Source organism: Lentibacillus cibarius (genome assembly GCF_005887555.1).
GTDB classification, from domain to species: domain Bacteria; phylum Bacillota; class Bacilli; order Bacillales; family Amphibacillaceae; genus Lentibacillus; species Lentibacillus cibarius.
Genome location: NZ_VCIA01000001.1, coordinates 1,077,809 through 1,094,370, shown reverse-complemented (window position 1 = coordinate 1,094,370; position 16,562 = coordinate 1,077,809). Strand labels below are relative to the sequence as shown.

Genomic DNA, 16,562 nt, shown 5'->3' with positions numbered 1-16,562 from the left:
AAAATCATCCACACGATTATAGCACATATGCTGTGTTGTCTGTTAGTCTTCGGTTTCCGGGAGGGAGCAAAACATGCGGCCGAACTCGAGCGACAGCGGGCCGAACTCGAGCGACAGCACGCGCAACTCGAGCGACGCGCACCGCAACTCGAGCGACAGCGGGCCGAACTCGAGCGACAGCACGCGCAACTCGAGCGACGCGCACCGCAACTCGAGCGACAGCGGGCCGAACTCGAGCGACACGTACCCAAACTCGAGCAGCCTACCCATATTTACTGCATCCATTTTGCTAGTCTAACTGTTCTAAACAGGTCACCAATACCACAAGCTGTCCGGCTTTAGCAATAAATCTTAGTATCTATCAGCTCATGAACCTAACTAAGCTGTTTTAATCAAAAAAACAGTTTTTATCAGTTATAATGCTTGAAGGTGAGATTGATCCTTTAACACATAATTTACCTTCCCGTTCTTGAAGACTTTCTTTATACACATCATTAAAGGTAGCATTCTCATAAATGAATAAAGATGAATTTTTGTCCATGTTAAGTTGATTAAAAAATGTCCCACCACCTTTTATTTTCAAGGTCGCATTTTTATCTAAATCAACTTGGTCTTTAAAAGAAGAATTCTTTTCGATAAAAACCATTGCATTCTTATCCATCTCAAACTGCTTTTTAAATGAACCAGTCCCCGTGATTTCTATTTTGGCATTTTTATCTATATCTGTTTGGCCGTTAAATTCACCATTTCCACCAATAATGAAAACAGAGTTCTTACTTAAATTAACTAGGCTTTTTAAATTTGCATTTCCATTGATGTCAATTTTAGAATTTTTACCGGCATCCAGTTCACCTTGAAATAGGCCGTTTTTCTTGATAATTAGTTCAGTGTTTTTGTCTAATTCAACTTCATTATCTTCCTCGTTGGTACCATTAAAAAAACCACTTCCGTTTATTTCAAGGCGTGAATTTTTATCCAAATCAGCTTCATCTTTAAATACAGCATTTTTTCCTACAGTAACCACGCTGTTTTTTCCTATCTCAAATTCATCATCTGCAAACAAATCAAGTCCGACTTCCAACTGCAAGTGTTTATCGTCGTCAAGTTCTTCCGTAAGCCACAACGCACCTTGAATATCATATCTATTACAATTATTTTCCTCATCGTCCTCGTCATCGTCGTCTTCATCGTCGTCGTCCTCATCCTCGTCATCGTCGCCTTCCGCTTCAAACTCCTCCATCAACTTAATATTTTCCGTACTATAACAAGGAAGAACATCTTTCTCCACCCAATCATAATTCCCTGTATCCGGCTTGGTCACCGGTTTCTTCAGCACAATATCTCTCCCTTCCGATGGCCGCCATGTCGTTTCCACGGTCACGGTCTGGTCGTCGCTTGAAGCGGTGGTTAGCTTCATATGTAGAGGATGATCAAAATCCACTTCGACAGGGGAATCGACACTCCTAGTGTTCCCATTGATTTTCAACTCTTTAATGCGGAGTTTTTCTGTATCCGTCCGAAAAGGCAGCTCGCCCTCACCGGAACCATTGTAATACGCCTTTCGCATCTCGCTGATGAGTACGTTGGTGTTTTGCTGAAGGGTGATGTCGTTGTTTGCCGCTTGCTGGTTATTGCTAATGGAGACAATTAGCCCTGTCGACAGCACAATCAGAAGCGAAAGCAGAGCGAGTGCGGCGAGCAGTTCGACGAGGGTGACGCCTTGTTCATTGTTTAATTTGTGTGTAAACATATCATCACGTCCGATCCAATGGTATAATAGGGCTAAAATCGGTACGGAAAAAAGTCCCGGTCAATGTGCTTCTATATGTACGTCAAGTTTTTTGTCAGGGAGAGAATCCAATGCCTGAACATGCCCCCTTCTCAGAAAAAAATGGCTTCACGCTTATTGAAATTATAACATCGATTGTGCTTTTGACCATGGTTATTGCTGTGATGTTACCCATTTTTCCACAAATTTTAAATTGGTCATCCCAATCGGAAGAGAATCTGACCGCAAGCAATTTATTGGGCCAGGTAGCTAGCGATGTAAAAGACCATGCCGGAAATCTGCCGCTAGACGGGGCGCCAGCTTGTGGGAGAATGCGCTCGCTCACGGGGGGCGATTTAAGTGCACTTCCATCCTATCCATATACAGTGGAACTGAATGTTTGCAAGGAAGAGGATGTCCATTTGTACCGGACAAACATCCAAATTTTCTCTGAAGACGACAAGCTGCTAAGTGAGTCATATACTTACATCAAGGCAGGTGGGTCCGGATGAAGCGTCTGATGAATGAACGCGGGGTGGCGCTTGTACTGACCCTGATGATGATTACGCTGATCCTTTTGTTCGTACTGACACTCCTGTATCAGGTGACCAATACGACCAGACAAGTCGCGACGATGGAGGAGAATATCGATGCAAGGCTGGTGGCGGAGATGGGTGTCGATTACTATCAGGAGCTAGTGAATGGGCATGTTCAAAATCAAAAAGTCGAAAAGGTACAGACTATTAAACTACCGGCGGCACCTAGGAAGTATCGACTTGACGGTGATCGCGCCTTCTCGATTAAAGTTGACAGCCGGGCTAATATCAATGAGGAAAAACTGAAGATCGCATTTACCAGTGAAGGAACAGCGCACGGCCGCACGGAGGAGGTCCATCAAACCATAACAATTACATTAAAGAAGACGGAATAAGGGCTCATCAAGCAAAAGGCGAGGAGGGATACGACCATGGCACAACAACGTAAACGACTAGGCGATTTACTACAAGAAGCAGGGATCGTGACCGAAGCGCAAGTTAACGAAGCGCTGGATAGTAAAAAAACAGACCAAAAATTAGGAGATGCGCTGCTCGAGCATGGGTTTATTACCGAAAAGCAATTGATTGAAGTGCTGGAGTTCCAGCTCGGCATTCCGCATGTCTCGCTTTATCAGTACCCAATCGAGGAGCGGGTGCTTGGCTATGTGTCGCGTGAATTTGCCCAAGAGAAATATGTGATGCCGCTCAAGATTAAGGATCACGAGTTGATTGTCGCGATGCAGGACCCGATGGATTATTATGTCATTGATGATCTGGAGCTGTCGACAGGCTTCAGCATTTATCCGGTGATTGCCACGAGGGACGATATTTTATTTGCCATCAATAAACATTATTATAAACAGGACGAGGCCCACGCTGCGACGACTGATGAAGGGACAGGAGCGTCTGTCGTCAACCTGCTCGATCAGATTTTAACGGCCGGGATTCAATTGAAAGCGAGTGATGTTCACCTGGATCCCCAGGAAACGCATGTGGACGTGCGCTACCGAATTGACGGCGAGCTTCGTAAAGATAAAACGGTTGCCAAGGATTTACAGAATCCGCTGGTGGCTCGCATTAAAATACTCGCCGAGCTGGACATTACCCAAACGCGCTTGCCCCAGGACGGACGGATTAAAACGACGATTGGTGTAACGCCGGTGGACTTGCGTATTTCCTGCTTGCCAACTGTGAACGGGGAAAAGATCGTCATCCGGGTGTTGAATTTAGCGAATGCGCTCCGTAAAATAAACGACCTCGGCTTTTCCAAGGAAAATAGGCAAAAATATACCCAATTGCTCGAGCGGCCGTCCGGATTGGTGTTGCTTACGGGTCCGACGGGGTCAGGAAAAACGTCCACACTCTATGCGTCTATCCATCACCTAAACCAGGAAAATATTAACATGGTTACGATTGAAGATCCGGTTGAATTTCAGATGGAAGGCGTTAACCAGGTACAAGTGAATACAAATGTCGGCCTTACATTTGCAGCTGGATTGCGCGCTATTTTACGCCAGGATCCGAATACGATTATGGTCGGTGAAATCCGCGACCAGGAAACGGCGGAAATCGCTATTCGGGCCTCGCTTACAGGTCATCTGGTATTCAGTACGTTGCATACAAACAGTGCGGTTGATGCCATACCTCGCCTAATTGATATGGGGATTGAGCCATATCTCGTCGTCTCATCATTGAATGGCGTTGTAGCACAGCGTCTCGTCCGGAAAATTTGCCTGGATTGCAAGGCAGAGCGCGAGCCGACCCCCATGGAGAAGGATATTTTCAGTAAACATCACATGAGTGTGGACCATATATATGAAGGAAAAGGGTGTGGCAGCTGTCACTATCTGGGATACCGCGGCCGGCTGGCAGTACACGAGGTGTTTATGGTCGATGACGCGATAAAAAGTTTATTGTTACATCAAGGGTCCATGGCTGATTTACAAGCTCACGCCGCCGAACAAGACATGTCATTTCTCATTCATGACGGACTGGAAAAAGTAAAAAATGGCCAAACGACGCTGGAGGAGATTATGCAGCTGTCGATTCAAATGTGAAGGAGGAAGCAAACAATGGATGATATATTGCAACAATGGCTGACACAGGCGTTTCATCAAAAAGCTTCCGACGTACATATAACGGTCGGCAAAGCACCCGTGTTTCGTATTAATGGTTTGTTACTTGAGCAGGATTTTCCTGTGTTACAACCTTCCGATACCGAGCGGATGGGCCGTTCACTGTTGAGTGATCACGAGTGGCAGATGCTGCAGGAGCGGCGGGAATTGGATTTTTCCTGTGGCATCAGTGGTGTTTCCCGGTTCAGAGTCAATCTATTTTACCAGCGCGGGGCGTTGTCGCTCGCATTCAGAATTGTGCCGAGACATATTCCGTCCATTGAGGAGCTACACTTGCCGCCGATTGCCAAAGAAATTACGACCGAGCGGCAAGGCCTTGTGCTTGTCACCGGACCGACCGGAAGCGGAAAAAGTACGACACTTGCGGCAATGCTTGATTTTATGAACCAAACGATGGGCCGGCATATGATTACGCTGGAAGATCCAATTGAGTATGTACACACGCACCATTATTCGATTATTGATCAGCGCGAGATTGGGATCGACACGAACAGTTTTCTTAACGGATTGCGGGCAAGTTTGCGGCAGGATCCGGACGTTATTCTCGTCGGGGAACTGCGTGATCTGGAAACAATCTCCACCGCGATTACAGCAGCTGAAACCGGTCATTTAGTACTTGGTACGTTGCATACTAGTGGTGCGGTTTCCACGATTGAGCGGATGATTGACGTATTCCCACCCGCGCAGCAAACGCAAATCCGCATTCAATTGGCTTCTATTTTAAAAGCGGTCATTTCCCAGCAATTGCTTCCGACAACAGACGGGACGAGCCGTCGGGTGGCAACAGAAGTGCTGATCAACACACCGGCCGTTAAAAATCTCATTAACAATGAAAAACTGCACCAAATCCAGAACGTGCTGCAGACATCCAAAGCGCAAGGCATGCATACCATGGATATGGATTTGAAGCGGCTGCTTAATGAGGGCGTCGTAGCATATGAGACCGTCGCACCGTTTTTGGAAATTAGGGAAGTATAAAGACCGGGCGTGGCGAATGGTAGAATAATGTTGGCAAGGGCTTGCGGAAATTTTGACCAGCAGGGGGTGATGCAGTGAACTTTGAGTATAGCGGTAAACGATTGTCCGGCCAGCGCGTAAAGGGAAAAGTAGAAGCGGAAACGAAGCGTGATGCGTTAAGGGAACTAGAACAAAGCGGTATCATTATCGTCTCTATTACCGAAACGAAGCCGTGGAATAAAGATATTATGTTGAACAAGCGGCTTAAAAACGCTGATTTTGTTATTTTTCTCCGGCAATACGCGACACTGATTCATGCCGGGATTTCCATTTCGGAAGCGACGAAAACAATGAGCAGACAAACGGACAATCGTATGCTCCAATCCGCGCTTGAAGACATAGACAAGCAGCTTGATCGAGGGGAGGCGCTTTCTGTCGCAACCGAGCGTCATCCGAACGTTTTCCCGGAGCTGCTCGTCAACATGATCCATGCCGGAGAAGCGAGTGGTAAACTGGATGACATTCTAAACGAAATGGCTGATTACTATGAGAAAGAACATACCAACCGGAAAAAACTCGTCTCCGCCTTGATGTATCCTAGTATCGTCGGGGCTATTACGCTATTGTTAACGGTATTCTTGCTCGTGTTTGTCGTACCACAGTTTGTATCGATGTTTGAATCCTTCGGGGAGGATATCCCGGTATTTACGCAGTTGATCCTGTCCTTAAGCGATTGGATGCAGTATTACTGGTGGATGCTGCTCGTTCTCGTGGTAATCGGCGTACTCGTGTACAAATATGTCGTGCAATTTCCGGCAGTGGCATACCGTGTGGATGGCTTGAAAATCAAATTTCCCTTCCTCGGCAAGCTTGCCCATAAAGCAGTGCTTGTCCGGATGACACAGACACTTTCCACCCTCGTCAACAGTGCAGTGCCAATCTTACAGGCGCTGGAGATTACTGAACGGGTTGTCGGCAATAAAGTAATGCAAAACGTTTTAGCAGACGCCCGGAAATCGCTGGAAAACGGTGAATCGATAACCCGAGTGATGGATGGTCATTGGGCCTTCCCACCGTTAATTGTGCAAATGGTACAGATCGGTGAAAAAACCGGAACACTCGACCACATGCTGCAAAAAGCCGCGCAATTTTACGAAGAAGACTTAGATCAAATGTCCAACCGCATTCAAACATTGGTCGAACCATTAATGATTATTCTATTGACGGTAATCGTTGGAAGTGTTATTGTATCCATAGTTTTGCCGATGTTCTCGCTATTTGAGAACATTCAGTGAACAAATTGCTAAGATGTGGTTATTATACATAGTATTTAGTATAATAGATGTAAGAAAAAGGTAGTGGTGTGATGAGCGGCTATCTGTATATGGGCACTTGGATAGCCAGGAGCAACTAGTGCAACCGACGCTCTATTACCTTATTAAACTAAAAAGGGGAGAGAGGCGTATGTTGGAACGTTTGAAAAAAAGATTTAAGCAGCAGAAAGGTTTTACACTAGTTGAGCTGTTGGCTGTCTTGGCCATTTTAGGGGTAATATTGGCGATTGCGGTACCTAGTGTTTCAGGGGTTATTGGTAAATCGAAAGAAGATGCTGATAAGTCGAATAGGGAATTAATGGAGAATGCGGCAAGGCTGGCTCATGCAAGTGGGGTTGATCCTGAAGATGGTGCTTATACGCTAGATAATCTAGTTAAAGAGGGCTTTCTTGAAGAAAAACCTACTAACCCTAATACAGATAAAGATTACAATGGTACTGTAGAAGTGACAAATGAGGCTGATGATTCTGATGTGGATGATTATACGTTTGAATACAAACCTGGTGAAGATGAAGAAGAAATTAGTGATGACACTAGTGGCGGCAATGATGACGATGATGACAATAACGAAGAAGATGACGATTAATACATTCAATAAAACACAATCACCAACCCAAACGCCTTGCACGTTCTGCTGCAGGGCGTTTTTACCGAGATTCGACACTTTTACCTAAGCAGGTGGTCATATGGAGTTCTTCAACAATGGCAGGGTTAATATGATCATCACGAGCCGGGTGATCCGCTATGCCTATCAAAAAAATACCACAACTGACAGCATCGTCGTGCATGGGGAACACGAACTGCCTGCGGGTACGATGCAGGGTGGTACCATCGCGGATGCTAAGGCCTTTCAGAACGCGATTGAGCAATTAGTGCAAAAGTACCGCTGGAAACGGAAAAAGCTAGCCTTTTGCCTCGTGGATGATACGGTCGTCATTAGGGATATAACCATCCCGACAGCAATGTCCAAGGAAGAAGCAATGGGCTATATTCGCACACAAATCGGTAACAGTTTCTATTTGCCGTTTGACGATCCGGCGCTCGCCATTGACATGCTGGAAGGGGATGGGGAGACAACCAATGTCCGGCTGTATGCCTATCCGCGGGGAAAAATTAATAGCTTTGAACAGGCGTTTACAGCGGCGGGGCTTCACCCGGTTATTGCTGATTTGACGTCTCTGTCGGTGTACCGCTATTATGTTCAAACAACACAAGCAGCATCCGACCATGTGATGCTCGTTCATTGGAACAAAGATGCGCTGTTTTTGACAGCCTTCCAGCATCAAAAAGCAGTGTTCAGCAGGCATATGAAAATGGCTTCGCATGAAGAAATGACGCAGGAGACGGCTGAACGTATCATCAGTGATTATATGGTAGAGATCAATCGGATTATCGATTTTTATCAATATTCGATTACCAAGGGAGAAGCACGCATCGACCAACTGATTGTATCCGGGGATTTCCCTTATCTGTCCACGGCCAAAAGCTTTCTTGCTGACAGTCTGGCCCTACCGATTTATGAATTTCCCGAAGAAAGACTCTCCCTTAAATATGTTGACTTGCTGGGACTTGGCTTGAAAAATGGCGGCTGAAGGTGGACTTGTGATGAATACGGAAATAAACTTTTTAGAAAAAGAACGTAAACAACTAAAAATGCCGCTTGTTCTGTTTCTGATTTTTCTGCTGCTGGTTATAGCTGTGATTACTGTATTACTGGTGCAGCGAAATGGGTTAACACATGCCATCGACGTGCAGCAAAAAGAGATGGCCGTCCTGGAAAACCAAGTCTCACAGCTGGAGGGAGCATCCGGCACAGTGCAGCAGCTCGAGCAGACGAAGGAAGCATTAGCGTCCATCGAAGCACAAACGGTTCCGCGTGTGGCCCTTTATGAGCAAGTGCTTGACATGCTGCGTGACCCGGGGCAGATGGAGGACTTCGCGTATAATAGTGGAGAGCAATTTCAACTAGAAGCGGCGTTTGATACACTGTCTGCTGTTTCGGATTATATTGGCAAACTGCTGCAACAACCGTATGTGCTCGATGCAAAAATGTCCGACATTTCGAAGGCTGGTGACGGATATGATGCATCATTAGTGGTGACTTTTGACAGCGGTGTGTTGCGGGAGGAGATGAGTGCGGATGCTGACTAACTGGAACCGAAGCCATACATTAATTCTTATTTTATTGATCGCTTTTGCCGCTTTCTTATATGTTGCCGGTTACCGGATGATCATTCAACCGCTGCAGAATGACCTCGCCTCTACCGAAGAACAGGTAGATTTATACGAGCGACAAGTCAATCAGCTCGAAAAACAGGATCAGCCTATGGACGAGTCACTACAGCAAGTTACCAAACAAGTACCGGCCGACAAAAAGCCCGATGCAGTACTAAACGAGCTGCGGCAAATGGCCAACAAGACGAATGTCGTTATTGAGTCGATTGCTTCCTCTGGTAGTAGTGCAGCTGAAGAAGGCGATCTAAGCAATGCCGGGTACATGCTGGAAGTATCCGGCGCCAACATAAATGAAATCAATGCCTTTCTAAAGGCAGTCCAAAAAGGTGAACGATTTATGAGGATAGACACTATCTCAGTTGAGCAAGGCGACTCAGCAAACCTATCAGTCGAAATAGCAACATTTTATAGCGGATGAAACAGGACGGCTCATTTGTCGGGTTTCAACCCGAGCGACACGCACCGTAACTCGGGCGACAGCGCCCGCAACTCGAGCGACAGCGCCCGCAACTCGAGCGACACGCGCCCAAACTCGAGCGACACGCCCCCGAACTTGAGCGACAGCCCGTCCGACTCGAGCGACAGCACGCCCAACTCGAGCGACAGCCCGTCCAACTCGAGCGACAGCCCGTCCGACTCGAGCGACACGCACCCAAACCCGAGCAGCCCACCCATACCTAAAAGACGATTTTCCAGCCGCCGAAAATCAACCTTATTTCTTATACACTTCCGTCTGCTAACATGCCAAAAGTGGCTGAGAATTATAACTTAAAATTTTTATCGTTCACATACTTTCTTTATTGGAAACTCGCGTGACCCGAGCCGAAACCCGCGCGACACCCGTTTCTGCTATCCATTAGTAGGAAGGGTGCCTATCATTTTTTGAAGTGTTATACTGGATGATATAAAAATAATGGAGGGATTGGTTAATAATGACTTTTGAAGATGTATTGCCTTTGCTTAAATCAGGAGAAAAAGTGATTCGTACTGGTTGGGGCGGACCTGAATTGTATGTGAAACTCGTGGGTGAAAGTGTTCACGAGGGGGAAAAGTTAAACCCGTATATGTTAATCAACGTAGAAGGGGAAGGCTATACGATGTTCACCCCAACCGTATGTGATATCTTAGCTGATGATTGGCAAGTTGTTGATTAATATTCAAGTTAGGCAACGTATTGGATGCAAATGAAGATTAATGTGGTCCAGCCGAATGAAAGAACGTTCCATTGAAGAATGTTTCTGCAAGAGTCAAGCGCGACAAGAATCGTCTGAACTTTTTCCTGTACGCCTTGTTCATATATAATTGCAAGAATCCAAATATACGTGTCTGAATGGTTGTCACGATAACGTAGGAGCGTCTATTTTCCTAGCGGTTACAATAAAAAATACATAGAGGAAAGGAGGCGGATGATGATGTTTGAAGAATATAACGGAAAGGTAGTTTTTGTGACAGGGGCAGCTTCCGGAATTGGCCAGGCCCAAGCGCAACGGTTTCTGGAAAATGGGGCATGTGTGTTTGGATTTGATAAACAAGAAGAAGGTCTGTATGATTTGTCCGCTTTACATAAAGAACGTTTTGCGTATTATGTTGGGAGTGTATCTGACAAGGAAGCTGTGGCTGCGGCGGTCAATCAATGTCTTGCGCAGTTTCAAACAATTGATATTTTGCTGAATACAGCGGGTATGCTAGACGGGTATACACCAACACTCGATACGGACGAAGCACTGTGGGATGCTGTGATGGACACAAATGTGAAAGGGTTGTATGTAGTGACCAATGCCGTGCTTCCCCGTATGCTAAAACGCGGAAAAGGTGTTGTGGTCAATATTGCTTCGATTGCCGGGCTCGTGGCTGGCGGTGGTGGAGCGGCGTATACAGCATCAAAGCATGCCATCATTGGCTATACGAAGCAGCTTACATATGATTACAGTCGTTCCGGAATACGCGCAAATGCGATAGCCCCTGGTGCGATTAAGACACCGATGAATCAGGCGGATTTTGTAGGGGACGGAGAAACGGCAACATGGGTGGCGGAAGAAACACCTGCTGGCAGATGGGCAACACCAAAAGAAGTGGCTGATCTGACGCTATTTGTCGCAAGTAACGCTGCGGATTATATGCATGGAGCGGTGCTGCCGCTAGATGGTGGCTGGACGGTTAAATAGCGATAGGAACGATATGCCTGTTTAATAGATAGACAGGCATTTGCGTCGTTCGGTACCGTTTCTATCACTCTATTTCCCGTCAAATTATAGACAGCTCTTCATTAGTTTGCTATTATAAAGTGGTTGGCATAGATGTCAGCACTGCGGCACTTAATCTTCCTTTGGTCGCAGTTATTACTAAAATAGCCGTGTGTTGCTATTTTACAAAGGAGAAATGAAAATGAATAAAACTGTAGTCCACAACCCGCTTCATCCTCCTCTTTTATCAGCGACAGAAATGACTAAAATAGCGCTTGTCGCTTCTTTATATGTTGCTGTTACGGCCCTCTTGGCAGTCATTAGTTTTGGAGCAATTCAGCTCCGTCTCTCGGAAATGTTCAATTACCTTGCACTGTACAACAAACGATATGTCATCGCTGTCACCATGGGAGTTTTGATTGTCAACTTCATGTCGCCTACATGGGTCCTTGATGTGCCGATTGGCGGGACTGCGACACTATTGGTATTGCTTTTATGCCGTTTGCTCACCAAACGTATAAAAAATGATGTAGTGAAAATAGCTATCACCGCTCTTGTGTTTGCTTTTTCTATGTTTACAGTTGCCGCGCAGCTTGTCATTTTATTTGACCTGCCATTTTTCTATACATGGATGACAACCGCAGCAGGCGAGCTTCTGTCCATGTCCATAGGTGGCATCGTTATCTACTTCTTGAGCAAAAAAATCGACTTGACGAAATAACCGTCGCGTGGTCCGGTCCGAAACCCGCGCGGCCTGCAGCAAAACTCGACTGATCCGAACAAAACAACCTGACACCTTAATGGAATTATCCAAATAAACAGGCATCCGGGTGAATCCCGAATGCCTGTGGGTGAGGCCTGTCCTTTTATTCAAATGAAATATCAATCTGTTTCTTTTCATCTTTTTGTGCTTTTGGCATGCTCACTTCCAGAACACCATTTTTATAGGAAGCCTTCACACCCTCATCCGATACAGGGCTCGGCAATGTAATGGAACGCTGGAACGTGCCGCGAAAACGTTCTTTACGATGCATGTTTTCATCTTTAATATCGTTGGAGCGCTGGATGGTTCCGTTGATGTTAAGCATGTTGTTGTTTACGTCAATATTAATGTCGTCTTTGTTTTCAATTCCTGGAATATCACAGGTTGCAATCACTTTATCTGCGGTTTCGTGCACATCTACATTGATGCCGGTACCTTCATTCGAAAACATAGCAGGAAATCCAGTGAAGAAATTGTCAATGTTCCTTCCTAGATGATCCATGTTCTGAAATGGATGACGTGGTAAAAATGCCATAGTAAATCTCCTCCTAGTTTTCATATTGATTTTTATCCTTTCACTTTCTATATACCCCATGTATTCTGTTATTAAACATGTAAACGTCCGGTATTAGAAGTCGTCATGACTGGCAGTTAGAGTAAAATGTTTATGGGAGAACATATACCTCATCTTTGGTGTTGAAGTCGGAAGACTTCTACACCAAAGATGAGGCCAGCAAGCGAAGCGCGGTAGTTTAAAGGGTGTTTTACATGAAAAAGAGGACCTTTTCTTGTATAGTTAAGTCTGCTACAACAACAACTATAGAAAGAGGTCCTCTAATGAAAGATATCATATCTGCGCTTACAATGAAAGAATTAGAACAAATTACATACCGTGCATTGCAGGAAAGTTTTTCTCAGGTGATGGCACAGACGCTACAGGAAATAGATGAGGCGATTGCTTCAGAAAGGGATAAGCAACGATTTTATTTGAAGGATAAAAGAACATTAAAGTTTGAGTCCGTCTTTGGGCAGGTGGAACTGAAAAGAAATTATTATCAAGATAAAGAGACGGGAAAGTATGTCTATTTATTGGATCAGTATTTAGCTTTTGACGGCACAAAGGGAATGAGTCCGGTGGTGCAAGATTTGGCTATTGAACTGGCTGTAACAGGCGTTTCCTATCGACAGGCTGGGAAGGCAATGGAGAAGCTTTTGGGCTACCCTGTCATTAGTCATGAAGGTATACGCCAGCAGCTTTTGAATACGGAGGTTGTGCCGGAAGAGTCAGTGCCACTCGAACAGGATGTTGTATTCGTGGAGGTGGACGGGCTTTATACGAAAAGCCAAGAGAAAAAGAAAAAAGGCAAGGAAATTAAGATTGCCAGTGTGCATCAGGGCTGGGAAATGAATGGAAACGAGCAAAGCTGATAGAGAAGCGACATTTCATTCATGAAGGAAATCTGCCGTTCTGGGAAGAATTTGAGCAGTATCTAATGGCTACTTATGAGTATGATCCGACCAGGCACCACCTCGTTATTAATGGGGATGGAGCGAAGTGGATCACATCCTGCCGGGATCATTTCCAGCATAATGCGACCTTTGTCATCGACCGTTTTCATGTTGCCCGGGATGTGCAGCGTTTGTTTCGGGGTCATTCAAGATACCGCTCCATCCGAAAGAAACTAGCAAGCTATGACTGGGAAGGTTTCATGGTGGAATTAAACAGTGCGGTGGGTACGCTTGAAAATGAAAAGAAGGAAGAACGGCTGGAAGAGTTAATTGCCCAGCTTTCCCAATATCCAGAGGCACTGGGAGATTACCGTGAAAAACTAAAAGAGAGGGGCATAGATACAACAGGATTCCGCCCGATGGGGAGTGCAGAGGGAACGATGAGTGTGTTCGCTAGAAGGCTCAAAAACGGGCGTAGTTGGAGTGATAAAGGGCTTGATAAATTCATCGATATCATGGTTGCCCTCAAAGATAATCTGGAGATAAAAACGCTGCAGGGGATACTTGAACAGACGCAGGAATTAATACAGGAAAGCAAAGAAGAAAAGCCGCCTAAACACTTTGTAGAAAAGCTAAAAGAAAGTGCTGCAGAAGCAACACGCAACAATCTGGGTTATCTCAAGCAGGCTATCGGGAAACCAATTACAGACGCATTAAAAGGATTACGGGGAATTTGAAAAAGTAAAAAAGCACCAACTGATTAAAATGATATAAACATGAAACCGTTACCAAAAGTTGACTAAAACAATACAAAAAAGGGACTTGAAAAAAAATCTCCCACAAGTACTTGACTCAATCTGACTGGCACCACTTCTGCATTCCGTCTATGTTATATGGTATAATGCTTAAATATGGAATACGGTCCGATACCTATTTTGTTTTATCATTTGCCATCACAAGGAGCACAGCCATGAAAAATACTTGGAATATTTATTCGGGAGACTTAAAGAATATTACACGAAACTGGGTTGCTGCTATTTTAATCGGTGGTTTAATCATCCTACCATCCTTATATGCTTGGTTTAACATCAAGGCTTCTTGGGATCCATATGGTCAGACCGATCAAATTCCCATTGGTATTGTGAATGAAGACACCGGTTCCGAGGTCAGGGGTAATGAGATAGATGTCGGTGCCGATCTGGTGGATACTCTCAAGGGCAGTGATGCCATGGACTGGCAGTTTACCCACCGTGAAGCCGCTATGGATAAACTGAAACATGGCGATTATTTTGCTGTTATTGTCATTCCAGATGATTTTTCGGCTAAATTAGCAACAGTAGTAAATGACAATCCGGAAAAAAGTAATGTGGAATACTATGTAAATGAAAAGATAAACGCAATCTCACCAAAAATTACTGATAAAGGTGTCAGTACGATTGTAGAAGAGATTAGCAGCAAGTTCATCTCCACCGTGAATGGTGTCATCTTTGAAATGTTTAATGACATTGGTGTAGAACTGAATAAAAATTTGCCTGACATTAAGAAGTTCGAGGATTACGTGTTTACTATGGAAGAAAAGCTGCCGAAAATCCATGACTTATTAGAAAACGGTGTAAAAGATACCGACGATATTCAAGCGATGATAGATAGAGCACAAAAGACGATACCTAAGGCGGAGCAGGCAACGGCGAACGGGCTTTCTACTGTGAACGATACTGTAGAGTTGTTGTCGAAAGCGCAAAGTCGTCTAAATGAGCTGGCGCCAAAAGTAAAGCAAGATTTGAAAAAAGCGCAAGGCACGGCCGATGATATACATCAACTGCTCCAAGATGTGCAGAATCTGGACATTGATTTCAGCAAAGGAAAGCAACTTCAAGGAGCGATCAATAATTCATTAAGCGACACCATTAGCCGGATTGAAGGCATAGAGAAAAAACTGCAGTATCTGCAAAATAGAAATCAAGGTAATGGCAATATGGTCATTGCTGCAGCTATAGAACGACTGGAAGCATTACGGGCGGCACTTGGAGAAATGAAGGAAAATGGCAATAGAATTACTTCCTTCATTGCAAATAAAGAACAGGAAGTCGATTCGATCATTGCCGATTTAAAGGAACTGTCCGGTAATACGGCAAACCGAATCGGGGAACTTCTAAAAGATTATAACGAAACGATTGCCCCCGAAGTTAAACAAACCATTGATCAAGCACAAGGCACACTAGCCAATGCTAAGGACATATTAGGCGGCATCCAAGCAACTATTCCCGAGGTGAAACAGGTTCTGGCCAATACGGAAAACCATATTGGCCAAGGCCAGAAACTGCTTCATTCGGTTTTAGGAGAATATCCTTATGTCCATGATAAAGTCAATCAGCTAGCTGCCAGAATACGTGCTATTCAGGATGAAACGGATATCAACAAAATGATTGAACTGTTGAAAAATAATCCTGAGGCTGAGCGTGGATTTTTCTCCGAGCCGGTTCAGCTGCATAAGAATGAAATTTTTCCCATTCCGAATTATGGTTCCGGAATGACACCATTCTATACGGTTCTTGCCATATGGGTCGGCGGATTGTTGCTCATTTCCTTACTGGCCACAGATGTTCATCACGCAGAAGGGCTGACAGGTAGGGAAAGATATGCTGGTAAGCTGTTAACATTTCTAACGATTGGCTTGCTACAAACATTAATTGTAACATTGGGGGATTTATTTCTCTTGGATACTTACACAGTGCATCCTGTTTGGTTTGTTGTATTTGGATTATTGATCAGCATGGTATTCATGGTGATGATCTATACGCTCGTCTCACTTTTTGGTGATGTTGGCAAAGCCGGGGTCATTGTTCTGCTTGTCTTGCAGATTGCCGGTGCGGGAGGTACCTATCCAGTTGTGTTGTTACCTGCATTTTTTCAAGTCATCAACCCGTTCCTTCCATTCACTTATGCTATTGATTTAATGCGGGAAGCAGTAGGCGGCATTATTTGGAAGGCAGCCATACAGGACATCATCGTGTTAACATGTATCGGCCTTGGATTTTTACTGTTCGGGCTACTGTTTAAAAATGTGGTGAATAAACACACGGAAAAACTGATGAAAAAATCCCGAGAAGCTGGCTTGTTTCATTGAAATAGCACATAAATTAGAAAGTTGCGCGGCCCGAGAAACCTGTCCCCGCGGCCCACACCCAAAACGAAAAAAGTA

The 16,562-nt window shown here is 44.9% G+C and carries 17 protein-coding genes, 1 pseudogene and 1 riboswitch; of the genes and pseudogenes, 14 read left to right on the top strand and 4 right to left on the bottom strand.

Annotation, left to right across the window (positions count from 1 at the left end; all coding sequences use genetic code 11):
• Positions 1-42: 42 nt before the first annotated feature.
• Both FFL34_RS05320 and FFL34_RS05315 read right to left on the bottom strand, forming a co-directional pair.
• Positions 43-270, bottom strand: a complete 228-nt coding sequence (locus FFL34_RS05320; protein ID WP_138602150.1) for a hypothetical protein — start codon at positions 268-270, stop codon at positions 43-45.
• Between the two features lie 118 nt (positions 271-388).
• Entirely contained in the window at positions 389-1,750 is a 1,362-nt protein-coding gene (locus FFL34_RS05315; protein WP_138602148.1) for a prepilin-type N-terminal cleavage/methylation domain-containing protein, read from the bottom strand.
• Between the two features lie 110 nt (positions 1,751-1,860).
• Between FFL34_RS05315 and FFL34_RS05310 the strand changes: the two genes are divergently transcribed.
• From FFL34_RS05310 to pilO, 9 genes are all read left to right on the top strand, one after another.
• The gene (locus tag FFL34_RS05310; RefSeq protein ID WP_138602146.1) at positions 1,861-2,280 is read left to right on the top strand and encodes a type II secretion system protein; all 420 of its coding nucleotides are present in this window, start codon (positions 1,861-1,863) and stop codon (positions 2,278-2,280) included.
• Positions 2,277-2,699: a hypothetical protein gene (locus FFL34_RS05305; RefSeq protein WP_138602145.1), complete on the top strand. Its 423-nt coding sequence runs from the start codon at positions 2,277-2,279 to the stop codon at positions 2,697-2,699. The genes FFL34_RS05310 and FFL34_RS05305 overlap by 4 nt, the downstream gene beginning before the upstream one ends.
• A gap of 36 nt (positions 2,700-2,735) precedes the next feature.
• A complete protein-coding gene (locus tag FFL34_RS05300) occupies positions 2,736-4,361 on the top strand; it encodes a GspE/PulE family protein (protein WP_138602143.1) in 1,626 nt (541 codons plus the stop codon).
• A 15-nt stretch (positions 4,362-4,376) separates the two neighbouring features.
• Positions 4,377-5,417, top strand: coding sequence for a type IV pilus twitching motility protein PilT (locus tag FFL34_RS05295; protein WP_138602141.1), 1,041 nt, complete (start codon positions 4,377-4,379; stop codon positions 5,415-5,417).
• Positions 5,418-5,491: 74 nt separating this feature from the next.
• Positions 5,492-6,691 carry a type II secretion system F family protein gene (locus tag FFL34_RS05290; protein ID WP_138602139.1) on the top strand — a complete coding sequence of 400 codons (1,200 nt, stop codon included), beginning with the start codon at positions 5,492-5,494 and terminating at the stop codon, positions 6,689-6,691.
• A 55-nt stretch (positions 6,692-6,746) separates the two neighbouring features.
• Positions 6,747-6,829: riboswitch (cyclic di-GMP riboswitch) on the top strand.
• 31 nt (positions 6,830-6,860) lie between these two features.
• Positions 6,861-7,316 carry a competence type IV pilus major pilin ComGC gene (locus FFL34_RS05285; protein WP_138602137.1) on the top strand — a complete coding sequence of 152 codons (456 nt, stop codon included), beginning with the start codon at positions 6,861-6,863 and terminating at the stop codon, positions 7,314-7,316.
• Positions 7,317-7,416: 100 nt separating this feature from the next.
• Positions 7,417-8,322, top strand: a complete 906-nt coding sequence (gene pilM / locus FFL34_RS05280; protein ID WP_138602135.1) for a type IV pilus biogenesis protein PilM — start codon at positions 7,417-7,419, stop codon at positions 8,320-8,322.
• A gap of 13 nt (positions 8,323-8,335) precedes the next feature.
• The gene (locus FFL34_RS05275; RefSeq protein WP_138602133.1) at positions 8,336-8,881 is read left to right on the top strand and encodes a hypothetical protein; all 546 of its coding nucleotides are present in this window, start codon (positions 8,336-8,338) and stop codon (positions 8,879-8,881) included.
• Positions 8,871-9,383: a type 4a pilus biogenesis protein PilO gene (pilO, locus tag FFL34_RS05270; RefSeq protein WP_138602131.1), complete on the top strand. Its 513-nt coding sequence runs from the start codon at positions 8,871-8,873 to the stop codon at positions 9,381-9,383. The genes FFL34_RS05275 and pilO overlap by 11 nt, the downstream gene beginning before the upstream one ends.
• An 11-nt stretch (positions 9,384-9,394) precedes the next feature.
• On the opposite strand, the gene FFL34_RS05265 is transcribed toward pilO, so the two are convergent.
• Complete coding sequence (locus tag FFL34_RS05265) at positions 9,395-9,613, bottom strand: hypothetical protein (RefSeq protein ID WP_171046278.1); 219 nt, start codon at positions 9,611-9,613, stop codon at positions 9,395-9,397.
• 284 nt (positions 9,614-9,897) lie between these two features.
• Between FFL34_RS05265 and FFL34_RS05260 the strand changes: the two genes are divergently transcribed.
• The 3 genes from FFL34_RS05260 to FFL34_RS05250 all read left to right on the top strand — a co-directional run bounded on the left by FFL34_RS05260 (position 9,898) and on the right by FFL34_RS05250 (position 11,869).
• Positions 9,898-10,119, top strand: a complete 222-nt coding sequence (locus FFL34_RS05260; protein WP_138602127.1) for a DUF2829 domain-containing protein — start codon at positions 9,898-9,900, stop codon at positions 10,117-10,119.
• Positions 10,120-10,374: 255 nt separating this feature from the next.
• The gene (locus tag FFL34_RS05255; RefSeq protein WP_138602125.1) at positions 10,375-11,130 is read left to right on the top strand and encodes a 3-oxoacyl-ACP reductase; all 756 of its coding nucleotides are present in this window, start codon (positions 10,375-10,377) and stop codon (positions 11,128-11,130) included.
• 220 nt (positions 11,131-11,350) lie between these two features.
• Positions 11,351-11,869, top strand: a complete 519-nt coding sequence (locus FFL34_RS05250) for a QueT transporter family protein (RefSeq protein ID WP_138602123.1) — start codon at positions 11,351-11,353, stop codon at positions 11,867-11,869.
• Positions 11,870-12,014: 145 nt separating this feature from the next.
• On the opposite strand, the gene FFL34_RS05245 is transcribed toward FFL34_RS05250, so the two are convergent.
• Positions 12,015-12,446: an Hsp20/alpha crystallin family protein gene (locus tag FFL34_RS05245; protein ID WP_138602121.1), complete on the bottom strand. Its 432-nt coding sequence runs from the start codon at positions 12,444-12,446 to the stop codon at positions 12,015-12,017.
• A 233-nt stretch (positions 12,447-12,679) separates the two neighbouring features.
• On the opposite strand from FFL34_RS05245, the pseudogene FFL34_RS19020 reads away from it, so the two are divergent.
• A pseudogene (locus FFL34_RS19020) lies at positions 12,680-14,097 on the top strand (ISLre2 family transposase).
• A 233-nt stretch (positions 14,098-14,330) separates the two neighbouring features.
• On the top strand, positions 14,331-16,487 hold the full coding sequence (locus tag FFL34_RS05235) for a YhgE/Pip domain-containing protein (protein ID WP_138602119.1): 2,157 nt from the start codon (positions 14,331-14,333) through the stop codon (positions 16,485-16,487).
• Positions 16,488-16,562 lie beyond the last annotated feature (75 nt).